This is a genomic window from Actinokineospora sp. NPDC004072 (genome assembly GCF_053604195.1).
Window position 1 is genome coordinate 69699 of the sequence record NZ_JBSGHB010000018.1, and the last position, 16679, is coordinate 86377.

13 protein-coding genes are annotated in these 16679 nt (G+C 73.4%); 6 read left to right on the forward strand and 7 right to left on the reverse strand.

Going from position 1 to position 16679, the window contains the following annotated elements; translation table 11 throughout:
• Positions 1-6: 6 nt before the first annotated feature.
• Complete coding sequence (locus tag ACWEPX_RS25280; RefSeq protein ID WP_451899723.1) at positions 7-945, forward strand: acyl-CoA desaturase; 939 nt, start codon at positions 7-9, stop codon at positions 943-945.
• On the opposite strand, the gene ACWEPX_RS25285 is transcribed toward ACWEPX_RS25280, so the two are convergent.
• Positions 942-1601 carry a potassium channel family protein gene (locus tag ACWEPX_RS25285; RefSeq protein ID WP_451899724.1) on the reverse strand — a complete coding sequence of 220 codons (660 nt, stop codon included), beginning with the start codon at positions 1599-1601 and terminating at the stop codon, positions 942-944. The genes ACWEPX_RS25280 and ACWEPX_RS25285 overlap by 4 nt on opposite strands.
• Entirely contained in the window at positions 1601-2266 is a 666-nt protein-coding gene (locus tag ACWEPX_RS25290; protein WP_451899725.1) for a potassium channel family protein, read from the reverse strand. Before ACWEPX_RS25290 ends, ACWEPX_RS25285 begins: the two co-directional genes overlap by 1 nt.
• 90 nt (positions 2267-2356) lie before the next feature.
• Here ACWEPX_RS25290 and ACWEPX_RS25295 point away from each other — a divergent pair, with 90 nt between their 5' ends.
• From ACWEPX_RS25295 to dxs, 3 genes are all read left to right on the forward strand, one after another.
• Entirely contained in the window at positions 2357-4360 is a 2004-nt protein-coding gene (locus ACWEPX_RS25295) for an APC family permease (protein WP_451899726.1), read from the forward strand.
• Complete coding sequence (locus ACWEPX_RS25300; protein WP_451899727.1) at positions 4357-5526, forward strand: class I SAM-dependent RNA methyltransferase; 1170 nt, start codon at positions 4357-4359, stop codon at positions 5524-5526. The genes ACWEPX_RS25295 and ACWEPX_RS25300 overlap by 4 nt, the downstream gene beginning before the upstream one ends.
• Before the next feature lie 1537 nt (positions 5527-7063).
• Positions 7064-8983 carry a 1-deoxy-D-xylulose-5-phosphate synthase gene (gene dxs, locus ACWEPX_RS25305; RefSeq protein ID WP_451899728.1) on the forward strand — a complete coding sequence of 640 codons (1920 nt, stop codon included), beginning with the start codon at positions 7064-7066 and terminating at the stop codon, positions 8981-8983.
• Here dxs and ACWEPX_RS25310 read toward each other — a convergent pair.
• The 4 genes from ACWEPX_RS25310 to ACWEPX_RS25325 all read right to left on the reverse strand — a co-directional run bounded on the left by ACWEPX_RS25310 (position 8980) and on the right by ACWEPX_RS25325 (position 13980).
• Positions 8980-10212 carry an ATP-grasp domain-containing protein gene (locus ACWEPX_RS25310; RefSeq protein WP_451899729.1) on the reverse strand — a complete coding sequence of 411 codons (1233 nt, stop codon included), beginning with the start codon at positions 10210-10212 and terminating at the stop codon, positions 8980-8982. The genes dxs and ACWEPX_RS25310 overlap by 4 nt on opposite strands.
• The gene (locus ACWEPX_RS25315; protein WP_451899730.1) at positions 10209-11408 is read right to left on the reverse strand and encodes an MFS transporter; all 1200 of its coding nucleotides are present in this window, start codon (positions 11406-11408) and stop codon (positions 10209-10211) included. Before ACWEPX_RS25315 ends, ACWEPX_RS25310 begins: the two co-directional genes overlap by 4 nt.
• A gap of 4 nt (positions 11409-11412) precedes the next feature.
• Positions 11413-13215, reverse strand: a complete 1803-nt coding sequence (locus tag ACWEPX_RS25320; RefSeq protein ID WP_451899731.1) for a PEP/pyruvate-binding domain-containing protein — start codon at positions 13213-13215, stop codon at positions 11413-11415.
• A 117-nt stretch (positions 13216-13332) separates the two neighbouring features.
• Entirely contained in the window at positions 13333-13980 is a 648-nt protein-coding gene (locus ACWEPX_RS25325; protein WP_451899798.1) for a class II aldolase/adducin family protein, read from the reverse strand.
• A gap of 56 nt (positions 13981-14036) precedes the next feature.
• On the opposite strand from ACWEPX_RS25325, the gene ACWEPX_RS25330 reads away from it, so the two are divergent.
• Together ACWEPX_RS25330 and ACWEPX_RS25335 are read left to right on the forward strand one after the other, a co-directional pair.
• Positions 14037-14702 carry a response regulator transcription factor gene (locus ACWEPX_RS25330; RefSeq protein ID WP_451899732.1) on the forward strand — a complete coding sequence of 222 codons (666 nt, stop codon included), beginning with the start codon at positions 14037-14039 and terminating at the stop codon, positions 14700-14702.
• A complete protein-coding gene (locus tag ACWEPX_RS25335; protein WP_451899733.1) occupies positions 14703-15821 on the forward strand; it encodes a HAMP domain-containing sensor histidine kinase in 1119 nt (372 codons plus the stop codon). It begins immediately after the preceding gene.
• Between the two features lie 12 nt (positions 15822-15833).
• Here the strand turns inward: ACWEPX_RS25335 and ACWEPX_RS25340 are convergent, their stop codons facing one another.
• Positions 15834-16646: a DUF72 domain-containing protein gene (locus ACWEPX_RS25340; protein ID WP_451899734.1), complete on the reverse strand. Its 813-nt coding sequence runs from the start codon at positions 16644-16646 to the stop codon at positions 15834-15836.
• Positions 16647-16679: the final 33 nt, after the last annotated feature.

Genomic DNA, 16679 nt, shown 5'->3' on the forward strand with positions numbered 1-16679 from the left:
TGACCTTTGACGACCGCACTCAAACCTCCGCCGCCCGCCCCCAAGCCCCTCCTCGGCCGCCGCCGGGGGACCGCTGAGCACGTCAGCGTCTACCTGTTCCTGCTCATCCCGCTGGTCGCGCTGGCCGCGGCCGTCCCGTTCGCGTGGGGCTGGGGCCTGGGCTGGAGCGACATAGCCATCGGCGCTGTCTTCTTCGTGATCACCGGCTTGGGCGTCACGGTCGGCTACCACCGCCTGTTCACCCACGGCTCCTTCCGCGCCAACCGCGGCCTGAAGATCGCCCTCGCCGTCGCTGGCGGGATGTCGGCGCAGGGCTCGGTCGTGGACTGGGTGGCCGACCACCGCCGCCACCACGCCTTCTCCGACAAGGAGGGCGACCCGCACTCGCCGTGGCTGTTCGGCACCGGCCCGGTCGCCGTCCTGCGCGGCTTCTGGCACGCCCACATGGGCTGGCTGTTCGGCCGCGACCGCACCAACGCCGAGCGCTTCGCCCCCGACCTGATCGCCGACGAGGACCTGCGCCGCGTCGACCGGCTCTTCCCCGTGCTGACCGTGATCACCATGCTCGCCCCGGCCCTGCTGGGCGGCCTGGTCACCTGGTCGTGGCAGGGCGCGCTGACCGCGTTCTTCTGGGCGGGCATCGTCCGGGTCGCGCTGCTGCACCACACCACGTGGTCGGTGAACTCGATCTGCCACATGATCGGCGAGCGCCCGTTCCGCTCCCGCGACCGCGCCGCCAACGTCTGGCCGCTGGCCCTGATCAGCTTCGGCGAGTCCTGGCACAACACCCACCACGCCGACCCGACCAGCGCCCGGCACGGCGTGCTGCCCGGCCAGCTCGACATCTCCGCCCGGGTGATCTGGGCCTTCGAGAAGCTGGGCTGGGCCACCCACGTGCGCTGGCCGACCCCCGAGCGCATCGCCAAGCTCAGGGCCGAGCGCTAGGACCGCGCGAAAGCCGACCTGATCTGCGGCTCGACGGCGGCGGTTGCGACGAACAGCAGTTCGTCGCCCGCCTCCAGCGGGTCGTCGGCCTGCGGGACGATGACCCGGCCGCCGCGCAGGATGGCCACCAGCGCCGCATCGCGGGGCAAGTCGATGTCGCGGACCGTGCGCCCCGCCCACGGGGTGTCCTCGGGCAGGGTCATCTCGACCAGGTTGGCCTGGCCCTGGCGCAGCGTCAGCAGCTGCACCAGCCCGCCGACGCTCACCGCCTCCTCCACCATCGCCGCCAGCACGCGCGGCGTCGACACCGCGACGTCGACGCCCCAGGCGGCGGTGAACAGCCACTCGTTGGCCGGGTTGTTGACCCTGGCGACCACGCGCTTGACCGCGAACTCGGTCTTGGCCAGCAGCGACACCACCAGGTTGACCTTGTCGTCGCCGGTCGCGGCGATGACGACGTCGCACAGCTGCAACCCGGCCTCTTCGAGGGAGGACAGCTCGCAGGCGTCGGCCAGCACCCATTCGGCCTGGTCGACGGTGTGCGGCTCGAACTGGGCGGAATCCCGTTCGATCAGCATGACCTGGTGCTCGCCCGCGACGAGCTCCTGGGCGATGGAACGGCCGACGGCGCCTGCCCCGGCGATCGCGACCCGCATCAGCTGCCCTCCTCCGGCGGCGCCGCCGCGGCGGCCGTCACGTCGCTGACCGTGCCCGACTGCGCGGCCACGTACACCTGGTCGTCGGCCTGGATGACGGTCTTCGACGTCGGCAGCACCCCGCTGCCGAAGCGCATGATGAAGGCCACCCTGGACCCCGTCGCGGCCTGGAACTCCTTGACGCTGCGGCCCACCCAGTCCTCGTGCACGGGCACGTTGAGCAGCGCCACCTTGCCGGTCGGGTCCCGCCACGCCGAGGCCACGCCGTCGGGCAGCAGGGTGCGCAGCAGCCGGTCGGTCGTCCAGGGCACCGTCGCCACCGTCGGGATGCCCAGCCGCTCGTAGACCTCGGCCCGCTTGGGGTCGTAGATGCGGGCCACGACGTGCTCGACGCCGAAGGTCTCCCGCGCCACCCGGGCGGAGATGATGTTGGAGTTGTCGCCGCTGGAGACCGCGGCGAACGCCCCGGCTCGCTCGACCCCCGCCGCGACCAGCACCCCCCGGTCGAAGCCCACCCCCACGACCTGCTGGCCGTGGAAGTCCGGCCCGAGCCTGCGGAACGCCTGCGGGTCGCGGTCGATGACGGCGACGCTGTGGTCAAGGCGCTCCAGGGCGGCGGCCATCGAGGCCCCCACCCGGCCGCAGCCCATGATCACCACGTGCACGGGTCTTCTCCTGCTCTATCGGCGACGACACGGGAGAACCTACCGGTGCCGGGGTGGACGCGGGGCGCGGACGGCATACGCTGTGCTCCCGTGTCCAAGTTCTCCACGGCGGCCAAGCGCCTGGTCGTCGGGCGGCCCTTCCGCAGCGACCGGTTGGCGCACACCCTGCTGCCCAAGCGCATCGCCTTGCCGGTGTTCGCCTCCGACGCGATGTCCTCGGTGGCATACGCGCCGGAGGAGATCTTCCTGATGCTCTCGGTCGCGGGTCTGTCGGCCTACACCTTCGCGCCCTGGGTGGGCCTGGTGGTCGTGGTCGTGATGCTCGCCGTGGTGGCCAGCTACCGGCAGAACGTGCACGCCTACCCCTCCGGCGGCGGCGACTACGAGGTGACCACGGTCAACTTGGGCCGCCGGGCCGGGCTGACCGTCGCCAGCGCGCTGCTGGTGGACTACGTGCTCACCGTGGCCGTGTCGATCGCCTCCGCGGCGGCGACCATCGGATCGGCCGTGCCGTTCGTGGCCACCCACAAGGTCGAGTTCGCCGTCGCCGCGATCGTGCTGCTGACCGCGGTCAACCTGCGCGGCATCCGCGAGTCCGGGACGGCCTTCGCCATCCCGACCTATGCGTTCCTCGTCGGCATCCTCGGCATGATCGGGTACGGGCTGTACCGGGCGCTGATCGCCGGGGACGAGATGCCCGCCGAGAGCGCCGGGTTCGGCATCAGCGCCGACCACGGCGAGCTGACCGGGCTGCTGCTGGCCTTCCTCGTGCTGCGCGCCTTCTCCTCCGGCTGCGCGGCGCTGACCGGTGTGGAGGCGATCAGCAACGGCGTGCCCGCCTTCCGCAAGCCCAAGTCGCGCAACGCCGCCACGACGCTGCTGCTGATGGGCCTGATCGCGGTCACCATGCTGATGGGGCTGATCCTGCTCGCCCAATACACCGGGGTGAAGATCGCCGAGCACCCGCAGACGCAGCTGATCGGCGCGCCCGAGGGCTACGAGCAGAAGACGATGGTCGCCCAGATCGCCGACGCGGTGTTCAGCGACTTCCGGCCCGGGTTCTTCTTCGTCACCGTGGTCACCGCGCTCATCCTCGTGTTCGCGGCGAACACCGCGTTCAACGGCTTCCCGGTGCTGGGCTCGATCCTGGCCCAGGACCGCTACCTGCCCCGCCAGCTGCACACCCGCGGCGACCGGCTGGCCTTCTCCAACGGGATCATCGGCCTGGCCGGGTTCGCGATCATCCTGGTGGTGGCCTTCGACGCCGAGGTCACCAAGCTCATCCAGCTCTACATCGTGGGCGTGTTCGTCTCGTTCACGATGAGCCAGACCGGCATGATCCGGCACTGGAACCGGCTGCTGGCCACCGAGGAGGACCCGGCCAAGCGGCGGCGGATGCGGCACTCGCAGGCGATCAACGCCTTCGGCCTGCTGATGACCGGCTCGGTGCTGATCGTCGTGCTGATCACCAAGTTCCTGGCGGGCGCGTGGATCGCGATCGTGGCGATGGCGGCGCTGTACGCGCTGATGACGGCCATCCGCGGGCACTACGACCGGGTCAACGCGGAGCTGGACCGGGCCGAGGCGGAGCGGCCGTCGGTGCTGCCCTCGCGGGTGCACGCGATCGTGCTGGTGTCCAAACTGCACCTGCCGACCAAGCGCGCGCTCGCCTACGCCCGCGCGACCCGGCCGGACGTGCTGGAGGCGGTCACGGTGAACGTGGACGAAGTGGACACCCGCAAGCTGGTGACCGAATGGGACAAAGCGGGCTTTGCGGTCCCCCTCAAGGTGATCGAGTCGCCATACCGGGAGATCACCAAGCCCGTGCTGGACTACGTGCGCCGCGTGCGGTCGAACAACCCCCGGGACGTGGTGACGGTGTTCATCCCGGAGTACGTCGTCGGGCGCTGGTGGGAGCAGGTCCTGCACAACCAGAGCGCGCTGCGGCTCAAGGGCAGGCTGCTGTTCCAGCCGGGGGTGATGGTGACGAGCGTGCCGTGGCAGCTCGCGTCGTCGAGCAAGGTGAACGAACGCGACGCGGTGACCCCCGGCGCCGTGCGGCGCGGGATCACCGGCAACGAGGAGCGCAAGTGACGGACTGGACCGGTCGGCGCGTCGAGGCCACCATCGGCGCGGTCGCCCACGGCGGCCACTGCGTGGCGCGGGTGGACGGCCGCGTGGTGTTCGTCCGGCACGCCCTGCCCGGCGAGCGCGTCGTCGTGGCCATCACCGAGGACAAGGGCGGCTCGTTCTGCCGCGGCGACGCGGTGGAGGTCCTGTCGGCCGCGCCCGGCCGGGTGGCGCCGCCCTGCGGGTACGCCGTGCCGGGCGGGTGCGGCGGCTGCGACTGGCAGCACGCCGACGGCCCGACGCAGCGGGCGCTGAAGGCGTCGGTGGTGGCCGAGCAGCTCTCGCGGCTTGCGGGGATCGACTGGCCGGTCGAGGTCGAGGAGCTGCCCGGCGGCCTGGCCGACTGGCGCACCCGCGCCCGGATGGCCGTCGACCGCTCCGGCCGCGCCGGGTTCCGCGCGCACCGCAGCCACCGGGTGATCCCGGTGTCCTACTGCGTGATCGCCGCCCCGGGGACCGTCGACGAGGTCGTCACCCGCACCTGGCAGCCCGGCTCCGAGGTCTCGGTCTCGGTCGACTCCACGGGCCGCACCCACATCGCCTCCGGCGAGACCGTCGTGGGCTCGACGGAGGCCACCGAGCGCGCCGCCCGCCGCGACTGGCGCATCGACGCCCACGGCTTCTGGCAGGTCCACCCGGACGCGGCCGACCTCCTCGCCGAGGTCGTCGCCGACTGGGCCGAGGCCCCCGACGGCGGCTGCGCCTGGGACCTCTACGCGGGCGCGGGCCTCTTCGCCTCGGTCCTGGCCGCGCAGGTCGGACCGGAAGGTTCCGTGATCGCCGTCGAGTCCGACCGGACCGCGGCCGAGCACGGCGCGGACAACCTGGTGGACCTCCCGGCGGTGCGGGTGTTCGCGGGCAAGGTCGAGGACGTCCTCACCGCCGAATCCCTCCCCGCTCCCGACGTCGTGGTCCTGGACCCGCCTCGCAAGGGAGCCGGCGCCTCCGTCGTCGACGCCATCGCCACCCGCACGCCTGCCCGGATCGTCTACGTGGCGTGCGACCCGGCGGCCCTGGCCCGCGACATCGCCCTCTTCGCCCGCCACGGCTACCAGCTCACCGCCCTGCGCGCCTTCGACGCCTTCCCGATGACCCACCACGTGGAGTCGGTGGCCCTCCTCACCCGGTGATGGGGAGGAGCGGGTGAGCTAGGGCTGCTGGGTGAGTTAGGGCTGCTGGGGGGACCAGGGGGGCGGGTCCTGCGGGGTGCCCCAGGGTGGGGTGGGCGGGCCCGGGTGCGGAGGCTGGCCGGGATGGGGTGGCTGGCCTGGACCTGGGTGCGGCGGCTGGCCTGGGCCGGGTTGCGGCGGCTGGGCCGGGTGGGGTGGTTGGCCTGAGCCGGGTTGCGGCGGCTGGGCCGGGTGGGATGGCTGACCCGGGTGGGGTGGCTGGCTCGGGTGAGCGGGTTGGCCCGGGTGAGGTGGCTGGGCCGGACTTGGGTGTGGCGGCTGGCCCGGGCCGGGTTGCGGCGGCTGGCTTGGACCCGGGTGGTTCGGGATGGGGGTCGGTTGGGTCGGCGTCGGGACTGGGTGCGCCGGGCCGGGGTGGTGGGGATGCTGGCCGGGGTGGGCCGGATGGTTCGGATGGTTCGGGTGGCCCGGCTGGCCGGGGTGCGGGTGGCTGGGAGCGGGGTGGCCGGGGTTGGGCTGACCCGGCGCCGGGTGGCCGGGTGCGGGCTGGCCCGGGTTCGGGTACCCGGGGTGGGTCGGCGCAGGCGGGCCGGGATGGGGATAGCCGGGGCCGGGATGCCCTGGCGCAGGCTGCCCGGGAGCCGGGTGCCCAGGCGCAGGCTGCCCGGGTGCGGGCTGGCCGGGCGTGGGGTGGCCGGGCTGGCCGGGTGCGGGGTGACCGGGTGCCGGTTGGCCAGGACCGGGCGTCGGGTGTCCGGGTGCGGGCTGACCAGGCGCGGGTTCGCCAGGTGCCGGGTGTCCGGGCGTGGGGTGTCCGGGAGTCGGGTGCCCGGGAGCGGGGTGGCCGGGTGCGGGGTGCGCGGCGATCGGGTGGCCGGGCGTTGGGTGGCCGGGAGCCGGGGGGCCTGGGTGCGCGCCGGGTGGCTGGGGTGGGGTGATGCGGGCGCGGAGCCAGTCGGGGATGTGGGAATCCTCACGGGGGAAGAAGCGGAGTTCGTCGATGAACCCGATCGGGGGTGGGATACGCCGCCAGGTGGGTTCGACGTCGGGTTCGAACTCCACCGTGTAGTCGCCGGGGGGTTCGATCTCGTAGACCGCGGAGATCCAGGTGCCGCGGCCCGGGCGGTACATGCCGCCGCGGAGGGTGCGCAGGCCCTCGACCATCTCCGTCGGCGGGCGGACGGGGACCGGTTCGCCGTCTGCGCCGGTCACGATCAGGTCGACCTCGACGTGGCGGCCGACGGAGCGGTACTCGGCGCGCAGGCGCTGCCAGCGCGGGCCTGCGACGGCGACCATCGCGCGGCCGATCTGCTTCGTCAGCCGGTGCAGCTCGGCCTCGTCCATCACCATCTTCGGCTCGGACACCTGCTCGTCCCCCACCGGCAACCCTTCCCCCTAACGTGCGGGGCAAACCATACCCAACCGGAGCAATCGGCGTGGCGTGATCGCGTGCGGCGGCCCGGCGGCTCCGCAGGCGGCACTCGTAGACTGGCCCGACGACCCCGCCGAACCGCGACAGACATGAGGTGACGACTCGGTGACGCTGCTGGACACCGTGCACGGACCGGCCGACCTGCGGCGGCTCACCCCCGACGAGCTGGACCGGCTGGCCGTGGAGATCCGCTCGTTCCTGGTCGACAAGGTCACCCGGGTGGGTGGTCACCTCGGGCCGAACCTGGGCGTGGTCGAGCTGACGATCGCGCTGCACCGGGTGTTCGACTCCCCGCGCGAGCCGATCATCTACGACGTCGGCCACCAGGGCTACGTGCACAAGATCCTCACCGGCAGGCGGGCGGCCTTCGGCGAGCTGCGCCAGCAGGGCGGGGTCTCCGGCTACCCGTGCCGGGCCGAGAGCGAGCACGACCACGTCGAGAACAGCCACGCCTCCACCGCCCTGTCCTACGCCGACGGCCTGGCCAAGGCCTACCAGCTGCGTGGCGAGCAGCGCACGGTCGTCGCCGTCGTCGGCGACGGAGCGCTCACCGGCGGCATGTGCTGGGAGGCGCTGAACAACATCGCCGCGGGCCGGGACCGCTCGGTCGTCATCGTCGTCAACGACAACGGCCGCTCCTACTCCCCGACGATCGGCGGCCTCGCCGACCACCTGACCACGCTGCGCCTGCGCCCCGGCTACGAGCGCGCGCTGGAGGGCGGCAAGCGGGTGCTGCAGGGCACCCCCGTCGTCGGCAAGCCGATCTACGCCGCCCTGCACGCGGCCAAGCGCGGCATCAAGGACGCGCTGAGCCCGCAGGTGCTGTTCGAGGACCTGGGCCTGAAGTACCTCGGCCCGGTCGACGGGCACGACATCGAGGCGATGGAGACCGCGCTGCGGCGCGCCCGCGACTTCGGCGGCCCGGTGCTGGTGCACGCCGTGACCCGCAAGGGCAACGGCTACCCGCTCGCCGAGAACGACGAGTACGACCAGATGCACCAGACCGACCCGATCGACCCCGACACCGGCGCCCCGCGCAAGACCCGCGGCACCACGTGGACCCACGTCTTCGCCGACGAGCTGGCCCAGGTCGGCGCCGAGCGCCCGGAGGTCGTGGCGATCACCGCGGCGATGCTGCGCTCCACCGGGCTGGCCCCGTTCGCCGAGCGGTTCCCCGAGCGCTGCTTCGACGTGGGCATCGCCGAGCAGCACGCGGTCACCTCCGCGGCCGGGCTGGCGATGGCCGGGATGCACCCGGTCGTGGCGATCTACTCCACGTTCCTCAACCGCGCCTTCGACCAGATGCTGATGGACGTGGCCCTGCACCGGCTGCCCGTCACCGTCGTGCTGGACCGCGCGGGGATCACCGGCCCGGACGGGGCCAGCCACCACGGCATGTGGGACCTGTCGATGCTGGGCATGATCCCGGGCATCCGCATCGCCGCCCCGCGCGACGCGGCGACGCTGCGCGCGGAGCTGCGCGAGGCCGTCGCCATCGACGACGGCCCGTCGGTGCTGCGCTTCCCCAAGGCCGCCGTGGCCGACGACATCCCGGCCGTGGCCAGCCGCGGCCCGGTGGACATCCTGCGCGAGCCCGCCGAGGGCAAGGACGTGCTGCTGGTGACCGTCGGCTCGTTCGCGGGCCTGGGCATGGCCGCGGCCGAGCGGCTGGCCGCCGAGGGCATCGGCGTGACCGTGGTCGACCCGCGCTGGGTGACCCCGGTGCCCGCCGAGCTGGCCGAGCTGGCCGCCGAGCACAAGCTGGTCGTCTCGGTCGAGGACTGCGGCCGCCACGGCGGGTTCGGCTGGGCGCTGGCGGCGCTGCTGCGCGACGCCGACGTCGACGTGCCGCTGCGCGACCTGGGCATCCCCAACGCCTTCCACGAGCACGGCACGCGCGACGAGGTGCTCGCCCGCATCGGCCTGACCGCCCAGGACGTGGCCCGCCGGGTGACCGGCTGGGCGTCGGACCTGATCGTGCGCGGCTCGGCCGAGGAGGACCAAGCCGCGCACGGCCTGCACTAGGCGACCACCAGCCGCCGCTCCGCCGCGCGCACGCGGGCGTAGTCGGCGGCGACCAGGTCGGGGTCGTCGCCCGCGAGCAGGACGCGGCCGATGCTGGTGAACACGTCCACCGTGCGCTCGACCCGCTCGCCGCTGCGCGCGGCCAGGTGCACGCCCACGCACGTGCGCAGGTCGGCCAGCGCCTCCAGCGGGGCGGTGTCGACCAGCACGCCCGTGCGCGGGCTCGACAGGAACGCGGCGGTGACGTGCCGGTCCAACCGGTAGTCGCGCGGCCCGGCCACCCCGTCGACCACGTGCCGGACGCAGTGGTCGATCTGGTCGGTCCCGGTGGCCAGCCGCGTCATCTCCGGCAGCGGGTTGCCCGCGGTGCGCGCGTTGACCTCGATCAGCCGCGGCCCCTTGGGCGTGCGCATCACCTCCACGTGCGCGCTGCCGTTGCGCAGCCCCACGACGTCGAGCACGGCGCGCACGTAGTCGGCCAGCTCGGCGGCCTCGGGCGCGTCGCGCGGCAGGCAGCGCACCGACTCGTAGATGCCGAGCCGGTCGCCGACGGCGTGCTTGGCGTAGGCGCTGATCATGACCACGGCGTGCGCCCCGTCGGCGGAGTAGGTGTCGACGGCGTACTCCACGCCGCTGGCGAACTCCTGGACGAGGACCACGTCGTCGCGGCGGCCCATCCGGTTGCGGCCGCCGAGGATGCGCGCCAGCGTCGGCCCGGCGTCGGCGTGCGGGGCGACCAGGTGGACGCTGTCGGCGCCCGCGCTGTGCACGGGCTTGAGCACGATCGGCTCGCCGTCGAGGCCGTGGGCGCTGCGCCAGGCCGCCAGCTCGGCGGCGCTGGCGGTGGCCAGCTGCGCCAGCGCGGGCAGCCCGGCGGCGGCGACGGCCAGGCCGGTCTGCCACTTGTCGTGGCGGGCGGGCGCCAGCGCGGCGACGTTGCCGGTCGCAGGCAGCAGCGCGCTGGTCAGCTCGTCGGCGATGCGCACGCCGGTCTCGCTGCCGGGCAGGATGCGGATGGGGTGCAGCTCGGCGAGCTGGGCGCGCACCTGGTCCAGCGGCGCGGTGGCGTCGATGATGTGGTCGTACTGGGCGGGATCCCAGGTGGACCGGGCGGTGGCGGGCAGGGCGAAGGCCGTGCGCAGCGCGATGGCCCGCACGCCGCGGGCCCGGAACGCCGGGGCGATCCGGTGCGCGGAGGAGTACGGGTCGGCGATGGCGATGAGCGTCACCGGTTCCCCCCGACCCGCCGCAGCGCGACGGCGACCAGCGCCATCAGCACCACCGTGGCGATCGCGGTGTGCGCCAGGAACGCGCCCAGCGCCCCGGCCTCCAGGTAGCCGCCGAGGGCGAGGACGACCAGCGCGCAGACCGCCCGGTCGATGATCGACTCCGCGGACAGCATCGTCGCCCGGTGCCGCGAGTCGGTGATCGCCTCGTTCACCAGCGTCCGCTGGATCGGGTAGGAGAGCCCGGAGACCAGCGAGAACACGCCCAGCACCAGGACCGCGCCGACCATCTCCACCGGCACGACCAGCGCCAGGCACGCGGCCATGACGACGGTCAGCAGGAACACCGCGGCCCGGTCGCCCACCCGCCTGCGCAGCCACCGCGTCCGCGCCGCGCCCAGCGACTCCAGCAGCGTCATCCCGGCGAACACGGCCCCGTAGACGCCCAGCGGCACCTCCTTGTCGGCGAGGATCGGCTGGGCCAGGTTGACCTGGAACACCCGGACCAGGGTGAACACCGCCACGCCCTGCACCATGAGCAGCAGCAGGACGCGGCTGCGGCGCAGGGTGGCCACGGCCTCCGGCAGCGCCGACCACACCGGCTTGGGCGCCTGCCGGACGCCCTCGGGCAGGGCGGGCAGCCGCAGGGCCAGCCCGACCGCCGCGGCCGCGCTGGCCGCGCTGAGCCAGTACGGCAGCGTGTGCTCGACCTGCATCAGCAGCCCGACGAACGGCCAGCACACCACCCGCCCGACCAGGCTCGCCGAGCGCGCCTTGCCCTCGGCGTCGGGGTAGCGGCCGCGGGCCCCGCTGCGGTCGAGGTACTCGAAGAGGTAGGCGCTGCCCGCCCCGGAGATCAGCGAGCGGGCCAGGGCGATGAGCAGGAAGTGCGCCAGGAACCCGGCGTAGGTGGGCCAGGCGACCGGCACGAGGTTGGCCAGGAGCAGCACGAGCGCGCCCGCGCCGAGGAAGCGGCGGTAGTCGAAGCGGTCGGCCAGCATCCCGGTGGGGATCTCCAGAAGGCAGAAGGCGACGTAGTAGATGCTCTGGATGCCGAAGATCTCGCTGTCGGAGAGCCCGGCGGCGCGCTGGTAGGCGTAGAAGATCGGCAGCCACCAGAGCAGGCCGAAGCAGAACTGGAACGCGGCGTTGATCCGGATCACCCGGGCGACGTCGGTCCGCTCGCGGGTCGAACGCATCCGCTCAGCCCCCGAACGGTCTGATCTGGACCAGGTGCGCCCGCTCGGCGTCGGCGACCCACTCGATGTCGACGGGCTGGTCGTCGGCGCTGAAATGCGATTGCAGCAACCTGCCCGCGAGCGCGAGGCGGGCCAGCACCGGTTTCACCGAGTTGTCCACATCGGACTCGAATGAGCCCAGCGACAGCGTCCGGCCGCCGCCCTCCATCGTGTTGTAGACGTGCTCGATGGGCAGCGCGGCGCCGGAGACGACCTCCTCGACCGAGCGCGGCGAGATGTTCAGGAACACCCCGCGGATGTCGTTGGGCTGCACCGGGTTGCCGGTCACCATGACCCCGCCGAGGGCGCCGCGGACCTGGCGCTGGACGATCACCGCCATGTGCGCCCCGGTGATGCCCGCGTCCGCGCGCAGCCGGACCGCGCGGGGGCCGTCCAGCGACGCCCGCACCCGGGCGACGGCGGCGGGCACGTCGGCGGCGGCCACGCCGGTCAGCGACTCGTAGATCCCGGCTGCGGAGAACCCGGGCAGGTCCTCGGCGTTGGAGGAGCTGCGCACCACGTACGGGCCGGGGCCGACGTGGCGGGCGAGCGCGTCGGCGATCGCGTCCGCGTCGACGACGGTCCTGCCGAACGGGATGGCGATGCCCGGCGGCACCGACAGCGCCTCGCGCAGCAGGCGGTTCGCCGCGGGGCCGAGGTCGGCTCCGTCGGGCTCGCCGAGCAGGCGGGCGAGGTGGGCCAGCAGGTTCGGCCGGGGCGGGCGCGGCCGCTGGTAGTAGCCCAGCAGCCGGTCCGAGCCCTCCCGCAGCACGCGCGCGACCTCGCCGAGGTGTGCGGCCTTCGTGCCGTAGCGGGTGGCGTCGGCGATGCCGATGCGCTCCAGCGGGGCGATCTCGGCGTGGGCGGTGTCGGCGACCGGCACGACGACGGGCCTGCTCGGCTCCGCGACCGCCACGGGCTCGCCGGGGGTCAGCCGGACCGCGGGCTGGGCGAGGTCGACCTCGTAGACCACCCACGCGCCGTCGAGGCCCTCGCGCGCGATCCGGTCGAGGACGCCGACCTGCACGGCGTTGGGGATGTCCCAGCCGCGGGCGAGGATGTTGGTGTGCGACAGCGGCGTGGTGTGCTGGGAGTTGAGGATTCCGGCCACCCGCGGGATGTCTTCGGGGACACGATCCATGACGACGATGTCGTAGCGTTGCAGGGGTTCGGCGGCGCGGTATTCGGCCTCATCCGCGAATGCGCGCAAGCGGCCTACCGCCCGTCCGGGACGCAACGGGACAAAAGGTGAGGCGGCGTACAATTCAGCGGCGTGCACACGCGGCAACTCATCGGCCGGAATGCGCGCGATGAATTCCTCCTGCAGGTGGTTGGCGGGCTTGAAGTAGACCGGCAAGTCGGGCACGCAGCGCCGGACCCGGGTGAACAGGTCGAGCGCCATCGCCGCGGGCATCGTGTCGACCTCGGTCGTCTCCAGCGCGTAGAACGCCGCGCCGCCGCGCTCGAAACGCCCGAGGGTGGCCAGGTAGAAGCGGCGGTCGGGGTCACGCATGACCGAGCGGTTGAACTCGTCGAGCGTGCGCTCGATCTCCCCCTGAGCAAGATCGAGAATGTGCTTGGCGATGTACTGCACATGCAGCAGGCCCGCCGCCGAGTCGATGAAATGAATGCTGTTCGTGAATTTGTCGACCACGAGCTTCACGTAGGGGATGCCGGAGAGCAGGCCGGACAACCGGTCGAACGTGGAGACGTCGAGTAGCTGGTCGACTACGGATGGTAATGCTAATTCAGCGTGCTGGGTTGACACGGCACGACACCTTTCCCCTCGGTCAAGTTGACCTTACCACCGGGTGAACACCCGGTTTATGGGAAACGGAATTAGCGGCGCGGCCGTATTGCCGGCAATTCGCGCGATTCGGACAGCTCAGACTTCCCGGGTCCGGCCGTAGGCCAGCCTGCCCACCTGCTCGTCGTACTCGGCCCGCTCGGCGCGGCTGAGCGTGCGGGGCTGGCCGATCGTCGCCGCCCGCCAGTAGAGCGTGCAGCCCCACTCCAGCAGCAGCGCCCGTTCCACGGCCGTGGCCAGGTCCGCGCCGTGGGTGAGGGCGCCGTGGTTGGCCATCAGCGCGGCGGTGCGCCCGTCGAGGGCGTCGAGCACCGCCTCGGCCAGCTCCGGGGTGCCGAAGGTGCGGTAGGGCGCGACCCGGACCGTGCCGCCCAGCTCCATGAGCTGGTAGTGCACGCACGGCAGCTCGTCGAGGACCAGCGACACCGCGGTGGCCATCGTGGCGTGGGTGTGCACGACCGCGCCCGCCCGGAACCGCCGGTAGACGCCCAGGTGCAGGTCCAGCTCCGAGGTCGGGGCCAGCGTCCCCTCGACCACCGAGCCGTCGAGGTCGACGATGGTGACCTGCTCGGCGCGCACCTCGGCCAGCCGGATGCCGGTCGGGGTGATCGCCACCAGGTCGCCGTCGCGGGCGCTGACGTTGCCCGCCGTCCCCAGCACCATGCCGTCGGCGGCCAGCCGCCGGGACTGGCGGGCCACCTCGTCGCGTACCGCGCGCAGCTTCATGGCCACGATCATGCCCAAACGGGACTGCCCCGCGGCAGGTGTGGCACCGTTGTGGGGTGCGAATTCTGATCGTGGAGGACGAGGAGCCCCTGGCCGAGGCCATCGCTCGCGGCCTGCGCCGGGAGGGCATGGCCGTCGACGTCGCGCTGGACGGGAACGAGGGCCACGAGAAGGCGAGCATCACCCGCTACGACGTCGTCGTCCTCGACCGCGACCTGCCCGGCATGCACGGCGACGAGCTGTGCCGGGAGATCGTCGCCTCCGGCGCGCTGACCAGGGTCCTCATGCTGACCGCCAGCGACGCCGTCGCCGACCGGGTCGAGGGGCTGTCCCTGGGCGCCGACGACTACCTGGCCAAGCCGTTCGCCTTCCCCGAGCTGGTCGCCCGGGTGCGGGCGCTGGCCCGCCGCGCCACCCCGGTCACCCCGCCGGTCCTCGTCGCGGGCGACCTGGAGCTGGACCCGGCCCGCCGCACGGTCACCCGGGCCGGCCAGCCGGTGGAGCTGACCCGCAAGGAGTTCGGCGTGCTGGAGGTGCTGCTGGCCGCGCGCGGGTCGGTGGTGAGCAGCGAGGAGCTGCTGGAGCGGGTCTGGGACGAGAACGCCGACCCGTTCACCACCACCGTCCGGGTCACGGTCATGACCTTGCGCAAGAAGCTGGGCGACCCGGGGCTGATCGACACCGTGGTCGGCTCCGGCTACCGCGTGCGCGCGGCGAAGTAGGTGGGGCTGCGGGCCCGGATCACGCTGCTGGCCACGCTGCTGGTCGCGTTGGTCAGCGTGCTGCTGCTGTGGCTGGGCTGGGTGCTGGCAGGCGGCGTGGTCGCGTCGGTGCCGTCGCTGCCGCCGGGGGAGACGGTCCTGGTCGGCGGCGTCCCGGTCGCCGCGGACCGGCTGGCCGACGCGCTGGCCGCCGACGCGCGCGGCAGGCTGCTGCTGGCGGGCTCGGTGGCGTTCGTGTGCGTGGTCGCGGCGACGGCGCTGCTGGCGTGGGTCGTCACCGGGCGGGTGCTGCGCCCGCTGCGCGACGTGACCGCGACCGCGCACCGGCTGTCGGTGGAGTCGCTGGGGGAGCGGATCAACCACCGCGGCCCGCGCGACGAGGTCGCCGAGCTGGCCGCCACCTTCGACGCGATGCTCGACCGGCTGCAGGCCGCCTTCGCCGCGCAGCGCCAGTTCGTCGCCAACGCCAGCCACGAGCTGCGCACCCCGCTCGCGGTGATCCGCACCGAGCTGGACGTCACGCTGTCGGACCCCGACGCCTCGACCGCCGAGCTGCGGCGGATGGGCGAGGTGGCCAGGACGGCGACGCTCAAGGCGGGGCAGCTGGTGGAGGCCCTGCTGGTGCTCGCCCGCACCGACGGCCTCGGCGTCGGCGCCACCGGCCCGGTCGACCTGGCCCAGGTGGTGGCCTCGGCCTGGGCGGCCACCCGCGCCGACGCCGAGGCGCGCGGCATCACCGCGACCTTCCGCACCGACCCGGCCGTCGTCCTCGGCGACGCGCCCCTGCTGGAGCGGGTGGCGGGCAACCTGCTGGAGAACGCCGTGCGGCACAACGCCGACGGCGGCTGGATCGAGGTCACCACCACCGGCGATCCGCAGTGGACGCTGCTGCGGGTGGCCTCGTCCGGGGCCGCGGTGGCCCCCGAGCGGGTGGGCGAGCTGTTCGAGCCGTTCCGCCGCGGCGGGGTGGACCGCACCTCGCACACCGGCACCGGCCTGGGCCTGTCGATCGTGCGCGCCGTGGTCCGCGCCCACGGCGGCCAGGTCACCGCGTCAGCGGTGGCGGGCGGCGGCTTGGTGGTCAGCGTCCGGCTCCCCGCCCTCCGCACCGGGGTGTGATCTGGAAGGCCGCTAGGCGAGCCGGGCCTTGAGGGCCTGGGCGTCGATGGGGGCGCGGACCTTGGCGTCGTTGTCGAAGTAGGCGTAGACGTCGCGGTCGGTGCGCCAGCGGCGGATCCGGGCGGCCCAGTCGTCGAGGGCGTCGTCGGTGTAGCCGCTGGTGTAGAGCTCCTCGGCGCCGTGGAGTCTGATGTAGACGAACTCGGCGGTGTCGGCCTCGATGCTGGGCCAGTCGCCCGCGGCGTCGGCGAGCACGATGGCGGTGCGGTGGGCGCGCATGAGGTCGGTGAACTCCGCGGCGGTGAAGCCGGGGTGGCGCGGCTCGATGGCGTGCCGCAGGGGGCGCTCGGCGTCGGTGGTGGTGTGTGCGCGGCCCTCGACCCGGTGGTCGTGCTTGCTGGCCAGCCAGGCTGCCTCGGCGGTGGTGCGGGGGAGCGCCTTGAGGAAGGCCTCGACCGCCGCGCGCTCGTAGGGGAAGGTGGCGGGGAGCTGCCACAGGATCGGGCCGAGCTTGGGGCCCAAGGCGAGCAGGCCGGAGGCGAAGAAGTTCGCCATCGCGTCCTCGGCCTCGCGCAGCCGCTTCATGTGCGTGATGAACCGGGAGCCCTTGACCGCGAAGACGAAGTCGTCGGGGGTCTGGTCGCGCCAGGACTCGTAGCTGGTGGGGCGCTGCAGCGAGTAGAAGGAGCTGTTGATCTCCACCGAGTCCAGCAGCCCGGATAGGTAGGCCAGCTCCTGCTTCTGCCGCAGCCCCTTGGGGTAGAACACCCCGCGCCAGGGCGGGTACACCCACCCCGACGTGCCGATCCGGACCGCGCCAGCCACCGGCCCATGATGGCACCGGCGGCGGCAGGCCAC

Bases quoted from the DNA above. Each gene is read 5' to 3' on its own strand.
- ACWEPX_RS25325 (WP_451899798.1), bottom strand. From the start codon at position 13,980: ATGAAGCTGCGCGCGGTACGCGACGAGGTGGCCCGCCAGTCCCGGCGG.
- ACWEPX_RS25315 (WP_451899730.1), bottom strand. From the start codon at position 11,408: ATGCGTTCGACCCGCGAGCGGACCGACGTCGCCCGGGTGATCCGGATC.
- ACWEPX_RS25285 (WP_451899724.1), bottom strand. From the start codon at position 1,601: ATGCGGGTCGCGATCGCCGGGGCAGGCGCCGTCGGCCGTTCCATCGCC.